General features: G+C 73.2%; 15 protein-coding genes. 7 read left to right on the top strand and 8 right to left on the bottom strand.

Annotation, left to right across the window (positions count from 1 at the left end):
• Window positions 1-23 precede the first annotated feature (23 nt).
• From ACFYYJ_RS35125 to ACFYYJ_RS35115, 3 genes are all read right to left on the bottom strand, one after another.
• On the bottom strand, window positions 24-1,259 hold the full coding sequence (locus ACFYYJ_RS35125; protein WP_385358861.1) for a sensor histidine kinase: 1,236 nt from the start codon (window positions 1,257-1,259) through the stop codon (window positions 24-26).
• A gap of 83 nt (window positions 1,260-1,342) precedes the next feature.
• Window positions 1,343-3,697, bottom strand: a complete 2,355-nt coding sequence (locus ACFYYJ_RS35120) for a TOMM precursor leader peptide-binding protein (protein ID WP_389138227.1) — start codon at window positions 3,695-3,697, stop codon at window positions 1,343-1,345.
• Complete coding sequence (locus ACFYYJ_RS35115; RefSeq protein WP_389138225.1) at window positions 3,694-3,888, bottom strand: hypothetical protein; 195 nt, start codon at window positions 3,886-3,888, stop codon at window positions 3,694-3,696. The genes ACFYYJ_RS35120 and ACFYYJ_RS35115 overlap by 4 nt, the downstream gene beginning before the upstream one ends.
• Window positions 3,889-4,246: 358 nt before the next feature.
• On the opposite strand from ACFYYJ_RS35115, the gene ACFYYJ_RS35110 reads away from it, so the two are divergent.
• The 7 genes from ACFYYJ_RS35110 to ACFYYJ_RS35080 all read left to right on the top strand — a co-directional run bounded on the left by ACFYYJ_RS35110 (window position 4,247) and on the right by ACFYYJ_RS35080 (window position 10,639).
• The gene (locus ACFYYJ_RS35110; protein ID WP_385358869.1) at window positions 4,247-4,939 is read left to right on the top strand and encodes a tryptophan 2,3-dioxygenase family protein; all 693 of its coding nucleotides are present in this window, start codon (window positions 4,247-4,249) and stop codon (window positions 4,937-4,939) included.
• A complete protein-coding gene (locus tag ACFYYJ_RS35105) occupies window positions 4,936-5,802 on the top strand; it encodes an alpha/beta hydrolase (protein ID WP_385358872.1) in 867 nt (288 codons plus the stop codon). The genes ACFYYJ_RS35110 and ACFYYJ_RS35105 overlap by 4 nt, the downstream gene beginning before the upstream one ends.
• Window positions 5,799-6,512, top strand: a complete 714-nt coding sequence (locus ACFYYJ_RS35100; protein ID WP_389138222.1) for a 4'-phosphopantetheinyl transferase — start codon at window positions 5,799-5,801, stop codon at window positions 6,510-6,512. Before ACFYYJ_RS35105 ends, ACFYYJ_RS35100 begins: the two co-directional genes overlap by 4 nt.
• A gap of 195 nt (window positions 6,513-6,707) precedes the next feature.
• Window positions 6,708-8,276 carry an amino acid adenylation domain-containing protein gene (locus ACFYYJ_RS35095; protein WP_385124044.1) on the top strand — a complete coding sequence of 523 codons (1,569 nt, stop codon included), beginning with the start codon at window positions 6,708-6,710 and terminating at the stop codon, window positions 8,274-8,276.
• A gap of 235 nt (window positions 8,277-8,511) precedes the next feature.
• Window positions 8,512-8,727, top strand: coding sequence for an MbtH family protein (locus tag ACFYYJ_RS35090; protein WP_384586995.1), 216 nt, complete (start codon window positions 8,512-8,514; stop codon window positions 8,725-8,727).
• 42 nt (window positions 8,728-8,769) lie between these two features.
• Window positions 8,770-9,702, top strand: coding sequence for an ATP-binding cassette domain-containing protein (locus ACFYYJ_RS35085; RefSeq protein ID WP_385124046.1), 933 nt, complete (start codon window positions 8,770-8,772; stop codon window positions 9,700-9,702).
• A gap of 43 nt (window positions 9,703-9,745) precedes the next feature.
• Complete coding sequence (locus tag ACFYYJ_RS35080) at window positions 9,746-10,639, top strand: ArsR/SmtB family transcription factor (protein WP_385124049.1); 894 nt, start codon at window positions 9,746-9,748, stop codon at window positions 10,637-10,639.
• A 100-nt stretch (window positions 10,640-10,739) separates the two neighbouring features.
• Here the strand turns inward: ACFYYJ_RS35080 and ACFYYJ_RS35075 are convergent, their stop codons facing one another.
• From ACFYYJ_RS35075 to ACFYYJ_RS35055, 5 genes are all read right to left on the bottom strand, one after another.
• Complete coding sequence (locus ACFYYJ_RS35075; protein WP_385358880.1) at window positions 10,740-13,310, bottom strand: FtsX-like permease family protein; 2,571 nt, start codon at window positions 13,308-13,310, stop codon at window positions 10,740-10,742.
• Complete coding sequence (locus ACFYYJ_RS35070; protein WP_385124055.1) at window positions 13,307-14,110, bottom strand: ABC transporter ATP-binding protein; 804 nt, start codon at window positions 14,108-14,110, stop codon at window positions 13,307-13,309. Before ACFYYJ_RS35070 ends, ACFYYJ_RS35075 begins: the two co-directional genes overlap by 4 nt.
• Before the next feature lie 69 nt (window positions 14,111-14,179).
• Window positions 14,180-14,698, bottom strand: a complete 519-nt coding sequence (locus ACFYYJ_RS35065; protein ID WP_389138217.1) for a flavin reductase family protein — start codon at window positions 14,696-14,698, stop codon at window positions 14,180-14,182.
• The gene (locus ACFYYJ_RS35060) at window positions 14,695-15,999 is read right to left on the bottom strand and encodes a cation:proton antiporter (protein WP_385358885.1); all 1,305 of its coding nucleotides are present in this window, start codon (window positions 15,997-15,999) and stop codon (window positions 14,695-14,697) included. Before ACFYYJ_RS35060 ends, ACFYYJ_RS35065 begins: the two co-directional genes overlap by 4 nt.
• 34 nt (window positions 16,000-16,033) lie before the next feature.
• The gene (locus ACFYYJ_RS35055) at window positions 16,034-17,590 is read right to left on the bottom strand and encodes a tryptophan halogenase family protein (protein ID WP_385124063.1); all 1,557 of its coding nucleotides are present in this window, start codon (window positions 17,588-17,590) and stop codon (window positions 16,034-16,036) included.
• Between the last annotated feature and the right edge of the window lie 241 nt (window positions 17,591-17,831).

Here is a 17,831-nt window from a genome sequence, read left to right as displayed (position 1 = left end):
GCCTGAAGGAAACGGACGTCGGTTCAGACGGCCAGGCCGACCGGTTCCTCGTCCGTCGACTCGTCGGTGTCGGGGTCGGGGCCGCCGTCCGCCGGGACCCTCGCGACCAGCCGGAAGAGGTTGCCGGGGCGCTGCTCGACCACGAGTTCGCCGCCCACGGCGCCCACCCTGAGCTCCAGGTTCCCGAGGCCGCTGCCGCTGTGCGGGGAGCTGTCCCGGTAACCCTCGGTCGTACCGTCGTTGGTGACCGAAAGCGTCACGAGGCCGTTCTTCTCGACCGCGCTGATCTCGCAGTGGCCCGCCCGGCTGTGCCGCAGGATGTTGGTGACGGCCTCCCGCAGCACGGTGGCCAGGACGGTGTCCACGGGTGAGCTGACCGGTCCCAGCCGGATGTCGGTGACCGCGGTGACCTCCGCGGCGCTCAGCACCGAGCGGGCCGACTCGATCTCCTCCTCCAGGGACATGTCGCGGTACCCGCTGGCGACCCTGCGCACGTCGGCGAGCGACTGCCGGGAGATGGCCAGTACTTCCTCGACCTCCTGCTTCGCCTTGGCCGGGTGGGCCTCGATCAGGCGGTGGATGAGTTCGCCCTTGAGCTGGATCGCGGACAGGCTGTAGCCGAGCAGGTCGTGCAGGTCGCGGGCGAACCGCAGGCGTTCGCGGGTGACGGCGGCGCGGGTCAGCGCGCCGCGGCTCTCGTGCAGGACGCGGACCAGTTCGGAGAGCCGGCTCAGGCCGAAGGTGACCAGCCCGGTGAGCAGGGTGGTCTGGACGGCGTAGACGGTGAAGACCGCCGTCCAGTCCTCCCGGAGCGCGGGGGCGAGCATGGTGACGCCCACGAGGCCGTACAGGCTCCAGCCCAGCCGCGGGGGCAGGAGCAGCAGCAGGGAGCCCGCCAGGAAGCCGGCCATCGCCCCCCACTGCGAACTCAACAGGAAGAGCGGGAGGTACGTGAGGGCGGCCTGCGCACCGAGCGTGAGTAACTTGCGGGACGTGGGCGCGTACCTCGCGCCGGGCCGGGAGTGCAGGAGTTGGAGTGCGAAGACCGCGGCCAGACAGGCCACGGCCAACACGAAGCCGCGGCCTTCGACTCCGGCCCTGATGATGTTGAGCGTGGTGATGCCCGTGTAGCAGGAAATCGCGGCAATGAGGATGACCTGTGCCATCCGTGGTGCGGGCAGGTCCCGACTGCGCCGAAGAATGCCTTCGACTCGCACCGCCTCCGCCAGTTCACCGGAGCTCTTACCGCGGCGAGTCATGTCGATCCCCCTTCGGCACATCCTGATCGATCGTCAGCGTGAGCATAGGCGAGGGATGCTTGAGGAGGGCGATCATTGAGTGTTCACACGAACAGCGGGATGGGGTTGAGCTGGGCATACGCGGTCGGTTCAGACAATCGGCCGAGCGTTACGGGTACGTCGAATAGGCGGCCGGGGGCGAATCGAGCCCAAAAGTGGCGTAGCCCCGGAACGATTACTTTCACAACCGGAAGTTTCAAATCCGGGCGGCTTTGATCCAGGATCAGGAGATCCATCCCTTTTCCCCGGACCAGTTCCGTAATCATGCCCACGTCATCGAGGAGATCTCCGTTGCGGACGGCGGGCCAGTCCGCGGGGGTCCGGGGCCGCACGGCGGGATCGGGCGCGAGATAGGGCTGACTGGCCGTGGTCGCCAGGTGCCACCAGGACAGCACCTCCGCATCGGTGATCCGGTAGCCCGAGCCGTCCGCGCGCACGTCGGCCACGGCCGGCAGCATCTGTCCCATCTCGCCCAGCGCGCGGCGCAGCGCGACCCGCGGGTCGAAGTGCGCGCCGAAGCCGAAGAGCACGTCCTGGTCGGGCTTGTCGGTGCGTCGCGAGAGCGCCGCCATCACGGGGATGCCCAGGTCCGAGGTGAGGTCCAGGACCCACACCTCCCGGTTGATCCGGCGGTACCCGTCGCGGACCCGCTCGATCCACTCCTCCGCGAAGGCCGTCAGGTCGACCTCCGGCTGGCGCGTGCGGTTGTACCACCACAGGGCCACCGCGTCCCGCTCCACCAGTTCCAGGAACCCCTGCACCACGGCGTCCTCGGGGCTGCTGCCCGCCGCGTTGCCGTTGGAGTCGGCCATCAGCCCGTCGCCCGCCCGGCCCGTGGCCCGCACGTCGCCCCGCGCGAAGTACAGCATCGAGGTGGGCAGCAGCCGCTGGACGCCCTCGGTGAGCGACCACACCGGGGTCCAGTCGGTGGGGCGCGTCTCGTCGAAGGGGGTGGAGACGTAGTGGAAGCGGGAGTGCTGCGCGTTCCAGTACTCCCGCTCCGCGTACTGGCGGCCGTCGTACAGCTGGCAGGTGTTGGGGTGGACGGCGGCCGCCCCCAGGCCGCGCAGGGAGTCCCGTACGACGGGTTCGTCGCCGTGCCGGGTGCCGCTGTAGCGCTCGACCGCCTCGCACAGCGCGCTGGTGCGCGCTTCCTCGTCGGTGAGGCCCTTGCCGCCGTTCAGCGCGCGCAGTCCGGTGCTGAGGCCGGCGAACGAGGCGGAGGCCATCGCCAGGTTGGGCCCGGATATGTAGGAGGCGGCGAAGTCGGGGGCTCCGGGGGCCCGCCGCAGCTCCTTGACCACGCCGGCCACCGGATCCACGAGGTGCCCGTACGTCCGCAGCATCTGCGCGGGGGTCAGGGCGCGGTCCCCGGTGCCGGCCGTCGCGGCCTTGGGGCGCGATACGGGTACGAAGGGTGCCATGACCCGGCGGGCCACGAGACCGGGGTCCCCGCATCCCGCGCACTGGGGGATCCTGCTCACGGGGTGCGTGGCGGTCCTGAGCCGCAGCGTGTCCAGGGTCTGTACGTGTCCCTGCTCGGGGTGGCGCAGCCCGGCCAGCCACTTCGCGCTCTCCAGGACCGCCAGGTTCGCCGCCAGGGCCATGCCCGCGGCCAACCCGGCGGCCGGACGCGGGACCGGGCCGTCCAGGCCCAGCGCGCGCCGCACCGGAACCTCGGAATGACGGTGACCGCGCAGCCGGAGGGCGAGGCAGTGCCAGCAGGGCCCGTCGTCGGGGAGGAGGAACGGACCGACCCAGGGGTCCGTACCGCAGAGCTTGACCGGGAGCCACGCGCGGCCGGCGGCCCGGTGCGCGGCGTCCACGGCGGCCAGCTGCGAGGACAGGTAGTCGTCGCAGAGGACGAGGGCGAGGCCGGCGGCCCGCGGGTCCTCGGTCACCGTGATGCCGGACTCGCGGCAGGCGGCGGCCACCGGAGCCGGGTCCACGCCGGGGAGCGCCTCGATCGTGACGGCCGACCGTTCCAGCCGGGCCGCCGCGCGGCCGCCGTCCAGCCCGGCCAGGTCCCAGTACGCCTCGGCCCGTGCCCTGCGGGGCGAGGGCACCCGTGCGTCCTCGCCCGCCGCCCCCGCGGCGGCGGGCGGAGCGCTGAAGCGGATCAGTCCGGCGTCGGCCAGCGCCGACAGGGCCGCCTCGACGTCCTCGGGGCCCAGGGTCCGGGATGCCTCCCGGTGGACGGCGCCCACGGTGCGGGTGCCGTCGAGCAGCGGTACGAGGATCTCCGCCGCGCTGCCGTGCAGGGCGGTCACTCCGCGTCGGGAGACCAGGTAGGCGGCGTCGTCCGGTACGACCGTGGGCCGCAGGTGGGACTTGAAGCCCACCAGTGCGTCCTCGCACGCCAGCGGCTCGGTCTGCCGCTCGTACCCGGTAGGGGTCATGCGGCCAGCCGTCCGGCGCTCGTCGCCGCCGTGTCGATCACCAGCGAGAGCGTGCACCAGTCGGTGACCACGAGCGCGCTGTCGGGCAGGTAGTCGAGATTCTGAATCACCAGGCCCTGTCCCACCGAGCCGGCAGGGGTGGTCACGAAAGGAGTGGGGTTGATACGGGCGCCGGCCGAAATGCTGGTCATGGCGTGAGTTCCCTCTGATTCGTCGAGCGGGTTCCTGTCCGTTCACGACGATTCTGCGAGGAACGCCTGAGGCCTGACAGTGCCGGGGTCACCACCGCGAGATGAAGTTTTCACATGGCTCGGAGGCCTGCTCCGCGCCGCCCTTACGATGCGCCCACACCACCCCTATAGCGGGTCTACAACGGGTCTCCGGCGGGCCCCGACGGCCTCGGCGGCCTTTAAGCGAGTGCTTGATGACGATGTTGCCCGCGTGTGCCGTCAATAGGCTCGCAATTCCCCTTCGGATGCTCTCCTTCCCATGCTCCGCTCCCCCTTGGAATTCGTGGCGGCACCCGGCCCCGCGAGGAAGAAGGTCCACGTGAACGACACCGTCGACGCACCTCCGTACGGCCGGATCCTGCGGCTGGAAGAACTCCTGGAGGCCGCGTGCGTCCGGGAGGACGACGTGGAGCGGGTGCTGTTCCTGGCCACCCACCAGTCCTGCGAGATCTTCTTCGCCGTGGTGCTGCGGCACTTGGAGGACGTACGGGAGGCCCTGGACGCGGGCGACGGCTTCCTCGCGGCCCGCCGCGCGGCGCCCCTGCCCGTCATCTTCCGCACCCTCGTGGGGCAGTTCGACGGGCTGGCCACGCTCACCCCGTCGGCCTTCGAGGTGATCCGGAGCGCGCTCGGCGAGGCCAGCGGCTTCCAGTCCGCCCAGTTCCGGGAGATCGAGTTCCTCTGCGGGCTGCGCGACACCCGCTTCCTGAACACCGCCGGGTTCAGCGCCGCCGAACGGGACCGGCTGCGCGCCCGGTTGGAGGAGCGTTCCGTGCAGGAGGCGTGGCGCGAGTACGCGGCGGGCGGCCCGGAGCGGGAGAGCGCCGACGCGGCGCGGCGGGTGCTGGTCGACTTCGACGAGGCGATGGCCCTGTGGCGGGCCCGGCACGCCGTCCTCGCCGAACGGTTCCTGGGCGGCGCCACCGGTACGGCGGGCTCGGACGGGGCCTCGTACCTGTGGATGGCGGCCCGTCGGCGGGTGCTGCCCGAGGTGTGGGCGGAGATCGCGTGACCACGGCCGCGCTCGACCTCGACTACTCCCCCAGTTCCCTGGTCCCCGACATGGACGCCCATCTGGCGCGGTACGCGGCCGACAGCGCGCGGGCCCGGGAGGACCTGCGGGTGCACCGGAACGTGCCGTGCGGGGCGCTGCCGGAGCAACGGCTCGACCTGTTCCCGGCGGCCGAGCCCGGGGCCCCGCTGATGGTCTTCGTGCACGGCGGCTACTGGCAGGAGCTCAGCACGTCCGAAGCGGCCTTCGCGGCGGCGGACTTCGTGGCGGCGGGCGTGTCCTTCGCGGCGCTCGGCTACGGTCTGGCGCCCCGGTACGGGATGCGGGCCATCACCGCGATGGCGGCCGACTCGGTACGGAGGATCTGCGCCGGACGGGCCGGACTGCCGGGCGCGCCGTCGGCGGTCCACCTCAGTGGGCATTCCGCCGGGGCGCACCTGGTGGCCTCGGCGCTGCTGGACGCGGCGGGCTGGCGGGCGGCGGGGCTGGACCCGGTGGCCGAGGTCGCGTCGGCGACGCTGATCAGCGGTGTCTACGACCTGGAGCCGCTGAGCCACACGTACGTCAACGACGCGCTCGGGATGGACGTGGCGGAGGCCCGCGAGGTCAGCCCGCTGCACCGGTTGCCCGCCGGGGCCGGGGGGTTGCCGCCGCTGGTGATGGCCCGGGGGGTCCGCGAGACAGGGGCGTTCGCCCGCCAGCAGGAGGTGTTCGCGGACGCGGCGCGGGCCGGCGGAGCGGCGGACGTGACGGAACTGGTGGTGGCCGGCCGGCACCACTTCGACCTGCCCTTCGACCTCGGGGACCCGGCCACCGAACTCGGCGCGGCGGTCGCCCGCCGCGTTCTGGGGTTCCGGGGGTGATCCGGGCGCTGCTGCCCGGCACCGTCGTCGGCGTGGACCTCTTCGGGGACGCCCCGGAGGGCGTGCTGCTGCCCGCCGAGGAGGCGGTGGTGGCCGGGGTCGCGGCGGGCCGGCGGCGGGAGTTCGCGACCGTACGGCTCTGCGCGCGGCGGGCGCTGCGCGAGCTCGGCGGTGGGCCTGGGGCCGCGGCGGACGCGGACTCGGGCACGGGCGCGCCGGGCGGGGTGGCGCTGTTGCACGACGCGGACGGGGTGCCGGTCTGGCCCGACGGGGTGGTGGGGAGCATGACCCACACCCGGGGGTACCGCGCGGCCGCCGTCGCCCGGGCCGCCGACGTGGCACGGCTCGGGATCGACGCGGAGCCGGACCGGCCGCTGCGGGACGGGGTCCTGGCGACCATCGCCACGCCGGCGGAGCTCGCCGGCGGGGCCGGCGGGGCCGGCGCGGGTGACGGCGTGTGCCGGGACCGGTTGCTGTTCTGCGCCAAGGAGGCGGCGTACAAGGCGTGGTTCCCGCACGCCCGGGTCCGGCTCGGCTTCCGCGACGTTGAGGTGTCGTTCGACGACCGTGCCGCCTCGGGCGGCCGGTTCACCGCACGGGTGCGGCACGGGGACGGCGAGCTGCTACGCGGCCGTTGGGGCGCCGGGGGCGGTCTGCTGGTCGCTGTGGTGACGGCGCCGGCGGACGGCCCCCGGCGGGCGGGACGCTGACCTCGGCCGAACTCGCGCCGGGCCGGGCCCCTGCCCACGGCCCCGAGCCGGCACCGGGAACGCCCGGCGGGGGTGGACATTCGACGGGGGCTTAAGGGCCTGGTTCGGGTGGGCGGGGGTTCCTAGGCTGCCGAGGGCCTGCGGAGCGCCGCGTCAGACGGCGGAGAGCCGCCCGGGCGACCCACAGGAGGAGCGATGGCCCCGACACCCCACCCCAGTTCGATCGCCGGCGAGGTCCGACCGGTCGCCGCGGAATCGATCGTGCACCTGGTGCGCGACCACGCGCGGGCCCGGCCCGACGCGGTGGCCGTGCGTACGGGCCCGGAGCAGGTCACCTACGGGCGGTTGTGGCAGCGCGCGCTCGCCGTGGCCGCCGCGCTCGCCGAGGCCGGGACCGGTCCCGGGGACCGGGTCGCGGTGTGGGCCGACCGCACCGCCGGGACGATCGCCGGGGCGCTGGGCGCGATGGCCCTGGGAGCCGCGTACGTCCCGATCGATCCGACGCATCCCGGTGAGCGGACGGCTTCCGTGCTCGCCGGGGCGGCGCCGGCCGCGCTGCTCCACGACGGGGCCGCGGGGAGCGGGACGCTGCCCGCGGCGACCGTGCCGGTGATCGACGTACGGGAGCTGCCGGCGCGCCCCGGGCTGCCCGAGCCGGTACTGCCGAGGGCGGACGCGATCGCGTACGTGGTCTTCACCTCGGGCTCCACCGGCACCCCGAAGGGCGTCATGGTCGAGCACGGCTCGCTCGTCAACTACGCCTCCTGGTGCGGAGATCTGGTGGGCGGCGCGGGCAACGGCAGTCCGCTCTTCGGCAGTCTCGGCTTCGACCTGGCGATGACCACGCTGTGGGTGCCGCTCGCGCAGGGCCGCACGGTCACCACGGTCGCCGGGATATGGGACCAGGAGACGCTGTTCGGGGAGCGTGCGGAGCGGCACGGGCCCTACGGCTTCGTGAAGATGACCCCCTCGCACGCCCGGTTCTTCGACGTGCTGGCGCGGCCGCCGCGCTACGACCGGGTGACGAAGCTGCTGATGTTCGGCGGGGAGGCCCTGGACCCCGCCCTGATCTCCTCGCTCTCCTCCCGGCTGGAGGGGGTCCGGCTGGTCAACCACTACGGTCCGACGGAGACGACCATCGGCTGCTGCGCGTACCGCTTCGACCGCGACTCGGTGCCGTCGACCCCGACCGTGCCGATCGGCCGGCCCGCCTGGAACACCCGGGCGTACGTGGTGGACGAGCAGCTGCGGCCGGTGGCGGCGGGCGCGCCGGGCGAGCTGGTGATCGCCGGGCGGGCGGTGGCCGCCGGGTACCTCGGGGGCGCGGGCGGTGGGAAGTTCCTCGACGAGGGCGAGCTGGGCGGCCCCGCCGGCGGACGGGCGTACCGGACCGGGGACACCGTGGAGCTGCTCGCGGAGGGCGCGCTGCTCTACCTCGGGCGCGGCGACGACCAGCTGAAGGTCAACGGGTACCGGGTGGAGCTGGGCGAGCTGCGCCATCACGTGCTGTCCGTGCCGGGTGTGGCGGACGCCGCCTTCGACATCGTGCGCGGACCGGTGGACACCATGGAGCTGTTCGTACGGCTCGGCGGGCAGGGGCCGCGGCCCGGTGCCGAGGAGTTCACGGCGCTGGTGCGCAAGACGCTTTCCGCGGCGCTGCCCTCGGCGCTGGTGCCGGACGCGGTGCACCTGGTGGACGAGATCGTGGTGAACGCCAACGGCAAGACGGACGTCGCCGCGACCCGTGCGCGGGCGGGGAGGTAGCGGGGCCGGCAAACGGGAAAAGTTCACGTCCGCGGTGTTACGGGGTCATCCGCAGGCGTCAGACGCAGCTCAGTGGTCCGTCAGTGCCGTCCCGGATGCTCACAGGGCGGGCCTGCCCCCGCCGCCGGGCGGCGCGGGGCACCGGGGGTGTCCCGTCACCCGGGTCGATCGTCGGCCCGGGCGGCGGGGCACCCCCGAGCTCGTCCATGACGACTCGGATGACGGAGTGAGCGACGTGTCGAACCCCTTTGACAACCAGGACGGAACCTTCCTCGTGCTGGTGAACGACGAAGGCCAGCACTCCCTCTGGCCCGCCTTCGCCCAGCGCCCCGAGGGCTGGACGGTGGCCCTGGAGGAGGGACCGCGGGACGCGGCCCTCGCCTACGTCGAGGAGCACTGGACCGACATGCGTCCCGCGGGGCTCCGCGAGGCCGCCGCCGGGTCCGCCTGATCGGGCGCGGGACCGGGGCGGAGGACGACTGTGGACGTGGACATGGCGATTCGCGCGGAGGGACTGCGCAAGAGCTACGCGAGCGAGGAGGCGCTGGGCGGCGTGGACCTGGAGGTCCCGGCCGGTACGGTGCTGGGCCTGCTCGGCCCGAACGGCGCGGGGAAGACGACCACCGTGCGGATGCTGGCGACGCTGCTCGAACCGGACGGCGGGCACGCGACCGTCGCGGGGTACGACATCGTGCGCGAGGCCCCCGAGGTGCGGCGCAGGATCGGCCTGGCCGGCCAGTACGCGGCGGTCGACGAGATGCTCACCGGCCGCGAGAACCTCGAACTCATCGGCACGCTGGTGCACTTGGGCCGGACGGCCTCCCGTGCGCGGGCGGAGGAGCTGCTGGACCGGTTCGACCTGACCGACGCCGGCGACCGCCAGGCCCGTACGTACTCGGGCGGCATGCGGCGGCGCCTGGACCTGGCGGCCTCCCTGGTCGCGACGCCGTCGGTGCTGTTCCTCGACGAGCCGACGACCGGGCTGGACCCGGTGAGCCGGATGGGGCTGTGGACGGTGGTACGGGACCTGGTCGAGGACGGCGTGACCGTGCTGCTGACCACCCAGTACCTGGAGGAGGCCGATTTCCTCGCCGACCGCGTCGCGGTCATCGACTCCGGCCGCGTCATCGCGGAGGGCACCCCGGACGAGCTGAAGCGCAAGGTCGGCGAGGAGCGGCTCGAGGTGACCGTCGCCGTGCCCGGGCGGCTGCCGGACGCGGTCCGGGCACTGCGCCGGATCACGGCGGCGGAGCCGTCCGCGGACGCGGCGCGCGGGGTGGTCTCCATCCCGGTCGGCGACGGTCTGGCGACGATCGCCTCGGCCGCCGGCGAACTGCGGCAGGAGGGCGTGGAGGTGGTCGACTTCGCGCTGCGCAGGCCCACGCTCGACGACGTCTTCGTCACTCTCACCGGTACTCCGGCCTGACCGGCCGGCCCGGACGCACGTTTCGGACTACGGGGGCTGCACTGTGCAAAGGATCCATTTCACCGCGGCCGACGTCGCGCGGACCCGCCTGAAGATCACCGCGGGGCCGCTGGTCGAGTCGGCCTTCGCCTGCGGACTGCTCGGGCGGGGTGTCGGCACTCCGTTCGCGCGGTGGCGCAGCCAAGTCGGGGACCGGCTGCGGCCGGGGCCCGGGCGGCTGCCGGGCGGGCCCGGGGCGGACGGCGAGGCGGGCCTCGGCGCCCTGTTGCGGATCATCGAGCAGGGCGCCGCGGGCAGTGAGCTCACCCGGGTCTGGCAGGTCGCGGTGGCTCCGTACTGGGAGCACCTGCTGGCCTTCCTGGAGGTCGAGTGCGAGGCCCGGGGCCGGGTGCTGATGGGCGGCGGGGCCGAACTGCTGCTGACGACCCTGCACTCCCGGATCACCTGGCGGCCGCCGGTGCTGGAGATCCACGACGCGCCCGACGAGGACATCCACCTGGACGGGCGCGGACTGGTGCTCGCCCCCTCCGTGTTCCTGGCGCACCGGGCGGGCCGGGTCACCCGGCGCTTCGACAGGTCCGCGCCGGTGGTGCTGGCGTTCGGCGCGCCGCCGGACAGCTACCAGGCGACCGCCCTGTGGGACGAGCCGGACGGCAGCGGGCAGTCGCTGGGGGCCCTGGTGGGGCAGACCCGGGCGGCCGCGCTGCACGTGCTGCGGGCCAGCTGCACCACCACGCAGCTCGCGGACCGGCTCGGCATCTCGGCGGCCGGTGCCAGCCAGCACACCGCCGTGCTGCGCCGGACCGGCCTGATCACCACCCGACGGGTCCGCAACACGGTGCTGCACACCCTGACCCCGCTGGGCGCGGCGCTGCTCAAGGGCATGAGCGGGCAGCCGGCCATGGCCGCGGCCGGCGCCCTCCAGCCCGTGTCCTGACGTACGGCCGCGCGCGTGCGCCGCGCGGAAGAAAGGCCGCCCCCGGCACGGAGATCCGTGCCGGGGGCGGCCTTTCGTACGGGCGGGGTGCGCCCGGTCCCTACTCCTTGATGCCGGCCAGGTCGCCGGGGCGGCCGCGCAGGACCGCGCCCGCCGACAGCAGGGTGGTTGCCAGGGTCAGGCCCAGGGCGCCGCCGACCACCGTGACGAAGATCCACGGGGAGCCGGTCGGGAGCGTCGTGCCCAGCACGCTCATGCTGAACGGCACCAGGGTCAGGGCCGCCACCAGGAGTCCGAGGACGATGCCCGCCACGGAGACCAGGACCGCCTCCATGGCCATCATCTGCATGACCTGGCGGCGGGTGGCGCCGATCAGCCGCTGGAGCATGAACTCGCGGCGCCGCTCGGTGGTGGCCAGCACCTGGGTGTTGACCAGGGCGATCGTCGCGTAGCCGACGACCACCGCGAGGACCAGGTACGCCATCCAGGACTGGGTGTCGCTCTTGTCCGCCGCGACCGCGGTCAACGCCTGGCGGTCGGTGACGCGCAGTCCGGGCCGGCTGTCGGCCAGGGTGCGCAGCGAGGCGTCCAGGGCCGCCCGGTCGGTGCCCGGGGCGGCGCTCACCATGATCTGCGGGACCAGGCCCGCGTCGGTGTGTCCGACCAGGACGGACGCCGGGACGAGCGCGGTCTCGTAGCCGCGCTTGCCGTCGACGGTGGCGACCAGCTTCAGGTCGACGCGGCTGCCGTCGCCCAGGCGCATGGGGACGGTGTCGCCGATCTTCCGGTCGCCGGCGTACCGGGCGGGCAGGGCGACGGTGTCGCCGCGCAGGCCGTCCAGGGTGCCGGAGGCGGCCCGGAAGGAGGTGGTGGTGGCCACGCCTTCGGGGGTGACGCCCTGGAGCGACACCTGGGTCGGCTGCGGTGCGCCGGAGTCCCCGTCGCCGCCGTTCGCGGTCGGGTCGACCGGTACGGCGGGCTCGATGTAGCCGAGGCTCGGGACCTGCGCGGAGGCGGCCGCGACTCCCGGGAGCTTCCGGATCGCGTCCACCGTCTCCAGGGGCATGCCGCCGGAGACGGAGGTGACCACCGCGTCGGCCCGCAGGCTCTCGTCGAACGCCTGCTCGGCGCCGTCGGCCTGCGTGGTCTGCATGTAGATCAGGCCGACGGCCAGGCCGGTGGCGAGCATCACCGGCATCACCGCCGCGGCGAGCCGGGCCGTACGGGCCTTGGCGTTGCGGGTGGCGAGGTGCCCGGGGAGGCCCGACGCCGCGCGCACGGGTCGGCGCAGCGCGGCGGTGATGGCACGGGCCAGCACCGGGCCGAGGAGGCCGAAGCCGGTCGTCCACACCATGGCGGCCGGGGTGGCGACGCTGCCCGCGTCGGGGCCGTCCGTGCCGGCCGTGCCGACGGCCAGGGCGACACCGCCGACCAGGCACAGCAGGCCGAGGACCGAGCGGAAGCCGCTGAACCAGCGGCGCTGCAGGCCCGCTTCGGCGAGCGCCTCGGTGGGCCGGGTGCGGGCGGCGCTGTTGGCCGCGATGAACGCGGCTCCGACCGCGGTGACGAAGGCGGTGCCGACGCCGACGATCAGCGGGACGGATCCGGCACGGAAGACGATCGAGTCCGGCACGACACCCGCGTCGGCGAAGGCACTGAGCAGCCAACGTCCCACGTGGGGGCCCGGGATGCAGGCCAGCGCGGTCGCGATGGCCGCCAGCAGGACGGTCTCGCCCAGGATCAGCCGGCGCAGCTGGCCGGGGGTGGTGCCGATGGCCCGCAGGAGCGCCATCTCGCGCTGCCGCTGCTGGATGGACAGGCCCAGGGTGGAGGAGGCGACGAAGACGGTGACCATGGCGGAGAGCCCGCCGAACGCGGCGGCGAGGGGGATCAGGTCGCTGCCGTCGTCGATCACGCCGGGGTTCTCGGCGCGGCCCCGCTCGTCACCGGTCAGGACGGACACCTGCTGTCCCTCGACCGCCTTGCGGATGCCGGCGGCGACCGCGCCGACGTCGGCGCCGGGAGCCGGGAAGACGCCGATGTTGTCCACCTTGCCGGCCAGCCCGGCGGCGGTCTGGGCCTCCAGGGCCTCGGTGTCGGAGAGGAAGACCCCGTTGGCCTCGCCGTCGCCGGCCGCCAGGCCGGAGACCTCGTAGCTCTTCGAGGTACCGCCGGAGCGGATCTCGACCTTGGCGCCGGGGCGCAGGCCCGTCCGCTGTGCGAGCCGGGTGTCGAGGACGACCTGGCCGGCGGCGGCGGGCGGGGCGCCCTCGGTGATCTCGTACGGGGTCAGGGCGGCGGAGGACCAGCCGTGGCCGGCGATCTGCGCGGCCCGGCCGGCTGCGCCGGCCGGGGCGAGCGCGCCGGGGAACGTCACGTCGGCCGCGGTGCTCCGCACGCCGGGTACGGCCGCGATCTGCGCGGCCAGCGCCGCGTCGAAGCGGACCCGCTCGGGGAAGACCATCTCGCTGGAGGTGCCGAGGTAGCGCTGCTCCCCGGTGACAACGACGGGGGCCGCGGCCAGCCGCTGGGGCGGGGCCGCGTTGTGGATGCCCGTCTCCAGCAGGCCGCCGCAGGCCACGACGATGGTCGCGCCGAAGAACAGCGCGATGAACGAGGCGATGAATCCGCCCTTGTGGTGGCGCAGGGTGCGCAGCGCGATCCTGATCACAGCAGCGTCCCCTGTGCCGCGCCGACGGGGGTGGCGGACGGGCGGGTGCCCCAGGCGCCGAGGTGGGTCATGCGCTCGGCGACCTGGTCGGCGGTGGGCCGGTCCAGGTGGTCCACGATCCGGCCGTCCGCGAGGAACAGCACGCGGTCGGCGTGCGAGGCGGCGACCGGGTCGTGGGTGACCATCACGATGGTCTGGCCCGCCTGTTCGACGGCCTCGCGGAGCAGGGTCAGCACCTCGCGGGCCGTGTAGGTGTCGAGGGCGCCGGTCGGCTCGTCACCGAAGATGACGGCCGGCCGGGTGATCAGTGCCCGGGCGATGGCGACGCGCTGCTGCTGGCCGCCGGAGAGTTCGCCGGGGCGCCGGTTCTCGCGGCCGCCGAGCCCGACCCGCTCCAGCACCTCGGCCACCGCGCCCTTCTGGGGCCGCTTGCCGGCGAGCCGCAGCGGCAGGGTGACGTTGTCCAGGACGGACAGGGCGGGCAGCAGGTTGAAGGCCTGGAAGATGAAGCCGATCCGGTCGCGCCGGAACTTGGTCAGTTCGCGTTCCTTGAGCCGTGCCAGGTCGACACCGTCCAGCAGGACCGAGCCCGAGGTCGGACGGTCCAGACCCGCCGCGCAGTGCAGGAAGGTGCTCTTGCCGGATCCGGAGGGGCCCATCACCGCGGTGAAGGTGCCCCTGTCCAGGCCGATGCTCACGTTGTCGAGTGCGGTGACCTCGTGCTTGGCACCGCCGTAGACCTTCGTCACGGATTCCAGGCGGACGACGTGCCGACCCTGCGGGTCCGGTGTCCCTGTCATGGGTTTTCCTTCTGCTGGGAGCCGGCCCCTGGCGGGGCCGGCTGGGGGAGGGGTCAGGTCTGGGACGGGTCAGGTCTGCGACCAGGAGCGGAACTGCCGCTGCCCGTACAGGAGCGGCGGACGGGCGTGCTGACGGGTTATCCGGCGGGCCTCGCCGAAGACGGTGACGTGGTCGCCCATCCGCTGGGTCAGCACCACCTCGCAGTCGGCGACGGTGTGGGCGTCCCGGACGAGGTGCGGCCCGCCCGCGCCGGGCGGCTGCTCCCAGGGGACCAGCGCGAACCGGTCCTGGTTCCCGGAGGCGAACAGCTCGGCGGTCTCCCTGCCCTGCGCGTGCAGGAAGTTGACGGAGAACGAACCGGAGTCGAGGACGGCCTGGAGGGTGGGGCTGCCGGCGCGCAGGCACACCAGCAGGGTCGGCGGGTCGAGCGAGACGCTGGTCACCGCGGAGCAGGTCATGCCCCGCGGTTCGCCGTCCCGGTCCTGGGTGGTGACGGCGCAGACCCCGGTGGGGAATTGGCTCATCAGCGAGCGGAAGGCGTCGGGTGACGCTTCTATCGAGGTCGTCGCGGTGGGGTGGGTGGTCATCGGCTGCTGCCTTCCGTCACCAGGACCAGCTTGCGTTCGGCCGGGGCGGCCGGGACGGGCGTCGCGGGGCGCTCCCGACGGTCGAGGAGACCGAGGAGCGGGCCGGTCAGGGCCGTGGTGGCCAGGGCCATCACGACCAGGGCCAGCACCAGGGGTGCGGTGAGGATCCCGGCGCTGAACCCGGCCTGGAGCACGATCAGCTCGGTCAGGCCGCGGGTGTTCATCAGGACCGCGACCCGGCGGGCGTCGACCGGCGGGCGGCCGCCGAGCCGGGCTCCCAGGTAGCCGCCGATGCCCTTGCCCGCGCAGGCGAGCAGGACGGTGGCCAGGATGAGCGACCACGAGGCCTGCGAGAAGCTGCCGTTCAGCACGGTGACCCCGGTGACCACGAAGAACGCGGGCACCAGCAGGCGGCCGGAGCGGGCGATGCCGTCCACGGCGGGCGCCCACGGGGCGTTCGCGTCCCGGGGGATCGCGAAGCCCACCAGTGCGGCGCCGACGATGGAGGTCATGCCCATCTTCTCCATCGCGATCGACACCGCGAGGGTGGCCACCGCCAGTACGACGGCGACCGTGCGCGGGGTCTTCCCGTAGGCCCGCCGCGCGAAGGGGGTGCGCAGCGAGAACCGGATGGCCAGGGCGCAGGCGCCGCCGACCGCCAGCGCGAACGCCGAGCGGAGGAAGCCCGACAGGCTGCCCTCGCCCAGGCTGATGGCGAGCATGCACAGCAGCCAGCCGACGGCGTCCACGGTGATGGCCGCGCCGAGCGCGACCCGGCCGGCCGAGGTCTCGGTCATGCCCCGGTCGGTGAGGATCCGCGCCATCACCGGTACGGCGGTGATGGACATGGAGACGGCGATCATGAGGACGAAGGCGGGCAGCGGGGAGTCACCGCGGGCCGCGGTGTCGTCCGTGACGAGGATCAGGCCCGCCAGCAGCAGGCCGCTGACGAGCGGCGGGACCAGGGAACCGGCCGCCACCCAGGCGGTGGTGCGGCGCGGCTGCGCCCCGGGGCCGGTCTGCAGTTTGTGGGCGAGGCCGACGAGGAAGAGCGCCAGGGCGGCCTTGGAGATGAGTTTGAGGGTGTCCAGTACGGGACCGGGGAGCACGTCAGCGAAGGCTCCGGGGCCCATCAGGTACAGGGCCGCCGGACCGGCGAGCAGGCCCGCCGTGATCTCGCCGATGACCTCGGGCTGGCGCATCAGGCGGGCCGCGGTCCGGCCCGCCCAGGCCAGCAGGAGGATCACGGCGAGGACCGCCAGGACGTGCGCGGTGCGGGTCAGGAGTTCTACGGGTTCCATGGGGTCGAGGCCCTTTCCGGCCGGCGGGCCGATGTCATGCGCCGCGCATGTCGGCGAAGTAGTCGTAGGCCTTGGGCAGGACTTCGGCCAGGCGCCGGGTCTTCTCCCGGATCGCCTCGAACTCGCGCTCCGCGACGCTCGGGTCGGAGAGGGCGAGGGCCGGGGACGGCTTCACGTCGATGCCTCCCATGCCGAGGAGGATGCACATGTAGGAGTACGGCGGCAGGCCGTGGTAGTAGGGGAAGACCGTCTCGGAGTCCGGGAGCTGCGTCTTCCACTTCTCGATGCGCGCGGCCAGGGCTTCGGGGACGGCGCGGGTCTTCGCGTCGCGCCAGTACTGGGTGTCGTCGCGCTTGGCGGCGACGTAGTGCAGCACGAGGAACTCGCGGACGCCGTCCATGACGTGGGCGATGGAGTCGTTGTAGAGCTCGCGATGGACCGGGTTCCAGTCGTCGCCGGGGAAGTTCTTGGCGAGCTGCTCGATCGCGTGGTGGATGAAGAAGATGCCGGTGGACTCCAGGGGCTCGACGAAGCCGCTGGAGAGGCCTATCGCGACGCAGTTCTTGACCCAGGAGTTCTCGCTGCGGCCGATGCGCATGTTGATGTGGTTGGCCGGGACGTCCGCTGCGGCCGGGCCGACGAACTCGCGCAGGGTGCGCTCGGCCTCCTCCGGGGAGATGTAGTCCTTGGCGTAGACGTAGCCGGTGCCGACGCGGCCCATCAGCGGGATCGTCCAGATCCAGCCGGCGTCCTGGGCGGTGGCGGTGGTGCAGGGCAGGATGCCCCGGCGCTCCATGTCCATGGGGACCTGGAGGGCGACGGCGCTGTCGTTGGGCAGCGAGTCCTTGTACGAGATGAAGGGCGTTTCGAGGGCCTGGTTGATGAGCAGCCCGCGGAAGCCGGTGCAGTCGATGTAGAGGTCGCCCGTGATGTCGCCGTGGTCGGTGGTGGCGACGCCGGAGATCCAGCCGCGCTCGTCGAGCCTGACCTCCTCGACGTGGTCGACGACGTGCTCGACGCCGCGCTCGACCGCGTACTTCGTGAGGTACTTGGCCAGCAGGGCGGCCTCGAACTGGTAGGCGTACGGGAACTGCGTCTTGCCCTGGTGCTCGGACATGGTCAGTCCGGCCATCTCGTCCGCGCCCTCGACGAACGGCGAGTCGATGAGCGTGCCGTCGGCGTGGCGCGGGCTGAGACCGGCGTCGATGACCGAGGCCATGACGAAGCAGTCCTTGTCGAAGCGGTCGGTGGGACCGTTCTGCAGCCACCAGTCGGTCAGCGGGAAGCCGTTGACGGACCGCATCTGCTCGAACGGGTGGTAGAAGTAATGGCCTTTCTCCCGCCAGTTCTCGAACTTGACGGCGAGTTTGTACGTGGCGTTGCAGGCCGGCATCCAGTCCTTCTCCTTGAGTCCGAGGAACTCGAAGAAGTGCCGGATGTCGCTGAACGTCGCCTCGCCCACGCCGACCGCTCCGACGTGGCCGGACTCGACCAGCGTGACGTCGATGCGGTCGCCGAACGCCGCCTTGAAGTACGAGGCCGTCATCCAGCCCGCGGTGCCGCCGCCCACAATCACGATCTTGTTGAGCATCCCAATGACTCCCATTCGCCGACTGATCGCGGATGACCGGAGCCTAGGAACGGGGCGCGGGCCGGCACAGGTCTTTAAGCACTCGACGAATGTCACAGGCAGGGCACGAATTCCGGACATGTTTTCGTCCGTCAGCGCCTCGTCAGGGAGGGTCGGCAGTATGCCGTCAGGACATCTCCGGGGCAAGAGCGACGACCCGGCCATACCACGTGGCCGGCTTTCGGCTGCCCGGATGGTATTT

Origin of the sequence: Streptomyces sp. NPDC002467 (genome assembly GCF_042889825.1) — a bacterium.
Taxonomy (GTDB): Bacteria; Actinomycetota; Actinomycetes; order Streptomycetales; family Streptomycetaceae; genus Streptomyces.
The sequence above is the reverse complement of the archived record's forward strand: the minus strand, read 5'-3'. Positions and strand labels throughout refer to the sequence as shown.

Bases quoted from the DNA above. Each gene is read 5' to 3' on its own strand.
- ACFYYJ_RS35125 (WP_385358861.1), bottom strand. From the start codon at position 1,259: ATGACTCGCCGCGGTAAGAGCTCCGGTGAACTGGCGGAGGCGGTGCGA.
- ACFYYJ_RS35120 (WP_389138227.1), bottom strand. From the start codon at position 3,697: ATGACCCCTACCGGGTACGAGCGGCAGACCGAGCCGCTGGCGTGCGAG.
- ACFYYJ_RS35115 (WP_389138225.1), bottom strand. From the start codon at position 3,888: ATGACCAGCATTTCGGCCGGCGCCCGTATCAACCCCACTCCTTTCGTG.
- ACFYYJ_RS35095 (WP_385124044.1), top strand. From the start codon at position 6,708: ATGGCCCCGACACCCCACCCCAGTTCGATCGCCGGCGAGGTCCGACCG.
- ACFYYJ_RS35085 (WP_385124046.1), top strand. From the start codon at position 8,770: ATGGCGATTCGCGCGGAGGGACTGCGCAAGAGCTACGCGAGCGAGGAG.
- ACFYYJ_RS35070 (WP_385124055.1), bottom strand. From the start codon at position 14,110: ATGACAGGGACACCGGACCCGCAGGGTCGGCACGTCGTCCGCCTGGAA.
- ACFYYJ_RS35065 (WP_389138217.1), bottom strand. From the start codon at position 14,698: ATGACCACCCACCCCACCGCGACGACCTCGATAGAAGCGTCACCCGAC.
- ACFYYJ_RS35060 (WP_385358885.1), bottom strand. From the start codon at position 15,999: ATGGAACCCGTAGAACTCCTGACCCGCACCGCGCACGTCCTGGCGGTC.
- ACFYYJ_RS35055 (WP_385124063.1), bottom strand. From the start codon at position 17,590: ATGCTCAACAAGATCGTGATTGTGGGCGGCGGCACCGCGGGCTGGATG.